This window comes from Burkholderia sp. DN3021 (genome assembly GCF_049805555.1).
Classification (GTDB): Bacteria; Pseudomonadota; Gammaproteobacteria; order Burkholderiales; family Burkholderiaceae; genus Burkholderia; species Burkholderia pyrrocinia_C.
On the sequence record NZ_JBNCAB010000170.1, the window covers coordinates 1 to 4,298 of the forward strand.

The following is a 4,298-nucleotide window of genomic DNA, read 5'->3' on the forward strand; positions in this document are numbered from 1 at the left end:
GCGCGGCAGGCTGGGCGACCGGCGCGGCCGTCGGCGCCGGCGGCGCGATCCGCGCCGCGGGCCGGCTGTGCCGCTCCAGCAGATTGCGCGACGCCTCGTCGACGAAACGGTCGAGCGGCAGTGTCTCCGACGCGAAATTGATGCTCACCTTCCCGGTCAGCGTCGCCTTGAGATCGGTATCGGTTTGCGCATTGACCGCAACGGTCGAAACCGTGGTGACGACGTCGCCCGACGTCCCCCGTCCGCCCCAGGTCGTCTGTCCCGACGACGGGTCGTTCGACGTCGCGTACTGCACGGCGGCCCGATCGCGCGCCTTGGCCTGGAAATTGAGGCTGGCGGCGATCGTCCCGTCCTTGACCACGACGCGCTGCATGCCCAGCAGCACCATCGTCGACAGCGTCGACAGCCGATGTTGCGCGACGCGCTCGCGGGCGCGGGGCAGCACCACCGATTCGAGCGTCTGGGCGTCGAACGCGCCGTCGGCGGCGCCGAATTCGGCGAGCCACGCGGGCGCGGGCGCCGCGTCGTCGTCGCCGGGCCGGACCACCGGCGCGAGACGGTATTCGCCGCCGTCCTGCACCAGCGTCACGTCGTGCGGATACTGCTCGACCAGCCACGCGCGCGCCTGTCCGTCGGTCACGTTCTCCTGCGCGAACTGGTCAAGCGGCTTGGCCACCGCGCCGACCAGATCGGCGAAACTCTCGACCTGCTTGATCGAGCTGTCGACGATCGCGTCGTACGTGCCATGCACGAGGCTCGCGACAAAGGTCGGAAAGTCGATCGCGTCGGCCAGTGCCGCCGCACGCCGGCCGATGGCGTCGGTCGCCTTCTCCTTGGGGGGCGCCGACGCGCCCGGGCCGCCGGCCGGCGTCGCTTGCGGCAACGCGCCGTCCTGCCTGCCCGGGTCGCTCGATCCGGAGCCGTCGACGATCTCGCGGCCGAACGCGTCGCGAGCGAGCGCCATCGCGGGCGTTGCCGCGCCGCGCGGCGGCGGAGGGGGAATGTGGCGGGCCATCGCGCGTGTCCCTCTGGGGTCAGGCGGGCTGCAATTCGCGCGCCGCGGGTTGCGTGCCGCTTGCCGGGAGCGGCGCCGCGCCGTCGGCGCCGTGCACGGTCTGGAAGCGGCCGTCGCCGTTCAGCGCCACCTCGGTCACGCCGATCTGATCCTCCTCGCCGGCATGCCGGAACGTGGTGGTGATGCGCAGCTTGACGCTCGCCCGCTCGGGGGTGCCGGAACCGCGGCCGATATCGGCGCGCACGAGCGCGCTCCAGCCGTCGAGCATCTGCCCGTCGCCCGGCGAAATCGCCACGTCGCCGACCGCGCCGCCCTGCCACGCCCAGTCGATCGTCACCGGCGCCGACGTGCGGCCGCTCGGCCCGTCGATGTACGGCCAGTCGTCGAGGGCGATGCGCTGACCGGTCATGCGCGGCTGGCCGGCGCCGCCCGCCAGCGCATTGGCGGGCTGGACCAGCCCGGCCAGTTGCGCGAGATCGTAGCTGCGCCCGTCGCGACTCTCGGTGCGCCGGGTCAGGCTCACGCCGAAGCCGAATTCGCCGCCCGCGGCCGGCGGCTCGACGCCGAGCGCGTAGCCGGCGCCCGCCGCGCTGCCGCGATTGATCATGTGGCCGAACGTGCCGCCCGCATGCATGAGCTGGATCACGCCGATGCCGGCCGCGGCCTCGTATTCCGACACGAAATCCTCGTAAGTCATGATGTAGCGGCTGCCGGTCGCGTGGGTCGGCGGCAGGGTCCGCGCGCCGGGATGGCCCGGCGTGCCGACCACGCGGTCCAGCGGATCGGTGATCCGCACGAAATACGCGTCGCCGCTGCGATACATGCCCGTCACCACCACCGCATGGAAGAAGTTGACCGGCGCGCGCACGACTTCGGCGACCCAGATCGGCCCGTTGGCCTCGAGCAACCGCCGAAAGCCTTCGGGCGCGAAGCACGCATTGGGTTCGACCGTGAGGCTCGACGCCCCGGCGAAGACCGCCACCTCGGCCGGCTTCAGGCCATCCTGCATCTGGCGCTCGAGGCTGATGCAGCGCGCGAGCAGCGCCGGGTCGACGCTCTGGTTGTCGCGCCAGCCGATCACCATCGACGCGGCCGTTGCCCAGCACCCCATGTCGGTAGGCTGCGGGGTCAGCTGCACCTCGTCCCAGTTCACCGTCCAGTCGTCGGCGCCCAGCGCGCGCGCGGTGCCCGGGGCGACCGACAGCGCCTGGCCGATGCCGAAGAAGCCGCGGCTCGGGATCGGCGCCTTCAGGTGGCCGACATACGCGAGCGTTCCCGGGGCCATCGTGCCGGTCGACAGGCTGGCGAGATCGCCCGGCGGCACCCAGTGCGGCGGCACGCTGACGATCGGCTTGCCCGCGTCCTGGAAGGACTGGGCGACCAGTTGCGAGCAGAAGAAGTTGTCGGTGTCGGCGCCTTCGCCGAGCTCGATGCGGCCGACGAAACGGCGGCAGCGCTCCGCCGCGTCGCCCGACAGCAGTTCGCACGCGTGGCGATCGATCAGGTAGCCGCCGCAGCGGACCAGCCCGACATAGTTGAAGCCGCGATCGAGGTAGCGCGCGGCGGCATCGGCGACCTGCCGCTTCTGCGTATCGGTCAGGCCCGGCACCCGGAACGCGACCGCGAGGCGCGCGTCGGCCAGCGCATCCGCGAGCGGGCGCAGCTGGACCCCGCCGGGAATCGCCTCGATCACCTGCCCGCCTTGCCCGACATAGAGCATCGCATGGCTGACCTCGGCGCCGGAGCCGGCACGAATGACGCCGGAGCCGGGATTGCCGGTGGTGCTGAGAATGATGTCGCCGATCTCCAGCGCATCGGTGCCGATCGACAGGCCGCCGACGCCCGGATCGAGCGGAATGTCGTCGCCGAGGCCGCGGGCGGCGAGCCCCAGCGCCTGGCCGGCCGACTGCGGCTGGCAGGTGCGGCTGTTGACCAGCCGCATGAAGTAGTCCCAGTCCCAGTTGCCGTCGGGGCACGCGGTATGGCCGGTCGACGTGTCGGCCTCGCGATGGCCCATGATCGTGGTGCGATTGATCGGCAGCTGATACTTGTCGCACAGCGACGCGACCAGCGCCGCCGAGGTTTCGTACTGGAGCGGAGTCGGCGCCAGCGCGTCGAAATGCTGGACGGTGCCGTTGCGACGCGGGTAGTCGGCGCCGCCGCGCTTCACCGCGATATGCTCGATGCCGATGCTGCGCTGGTTCGAGCCCTTGCAGTGCCACGCCGTATCGGCCTCGGAGACGAACTGGACGACTTCGCCCGCCTGCCCGACCAGATAATGCGAACTCACCTTGGACGCGGCATTGGTGAAGGTATTCACCACGTGCTGCACGGTGGGCACGTCGGCGATGTGGATGATGATGCGGTCGATCGTCCTGCTGCCGCGCCCCTCGTCGAAATTCGGGCTGGCCGCGGTGCGCGTGACGAGACTGTTCTCGCGCGCCCCCAGCGCCAGCGCACTGGCCGTTGCGGCCGGCTCGGCGGCCGCGTCGTCGTCGCTGTACGGCGGCGTATCGATGCCGTACGCCTCCGGGTCGTCGCTCAGGCTGCGCGACCACGCGAGCGACGACGCGGTAGCGATCGTGCCCGACGCGGCGCGCGAGACGCCGACGAAGATGCTCACCGGGCTGCCGACGCTGACGCCGGCCGACAGCGTGACGCCGACGAATTCGTTGCGGGCGTTGAACAGCGCCGAGATGCCGCCCGCCGGGGCTTCGCCGATCATCACGCCCACGGACGTGCCGGCGCCCGCGAAATCGTCGATATGCCCGCGCAGCAGGCTGATCTGGCCGGTGACGCTCGCCGACACGATGAAGCCGAAGTCGAGCTCGCCCGCCGCGAAGGCGCCGATGTCGTCGCCATTGGCGTCGAAGATGAGGCCGACCGAGCCCGAGCCCCCGGCTTCCAGCCCGGCGCCCGCGCCTGCGCCGATCGAGACCGACAGGCCGTTGCGCATCGCGACCGGCAGCAGCAGCAGCAGCGACGCGGTGGCCGGATTCGCGCTCAATATCGCGCGCAGCGCGGCCCGCTCGACGGTCGAGAGCTTGCGCGGCCGCGGCCAGGTAAAGCTGCGGCGCTCGCCGGCAATGCGGAAGTCGGCATCGTCGCCCATCCCCTGCGAGACGGGCGCCGGCGCGGCGGCGGGCGCCGGTGCCGGCGCAGGGGGGATCGCTGCGACCGGCGCTGCGGCGTGCAGCGGCGGCAGCGGGCCGAACCCGTCGTCGTAGTGGACGTCGTGGTGTGGCGGCGCAGCCTCGACGCCCGGCTGCGGCGCGGCGGAGAC

At 72.0% G+C, this 4,298-nt stretch carries 1 protein-coding gene and 1 pseudogene; both read right to left on the reverse strand.

Annotation, left to right across the window (positions count from 1 at the left end):
• A pseudogene (locus tag ACPUER_RS35960) lies at nucleotides 1-1,015 on the reverse strand (hypothetical protein); the annotation flags it as partial.
• Between the two features lie 19 nt (nucleotides 1,016-1,034).
• Nucleotides 1,035-4,298: N-acetylmuramoyl-L-alanine amidase (locus ACPUER_RS35965; RefSeq protein WP_425133478.1), on the reverse strand; the 3,264-nt coding region annotated here is incomplete at its 5' end.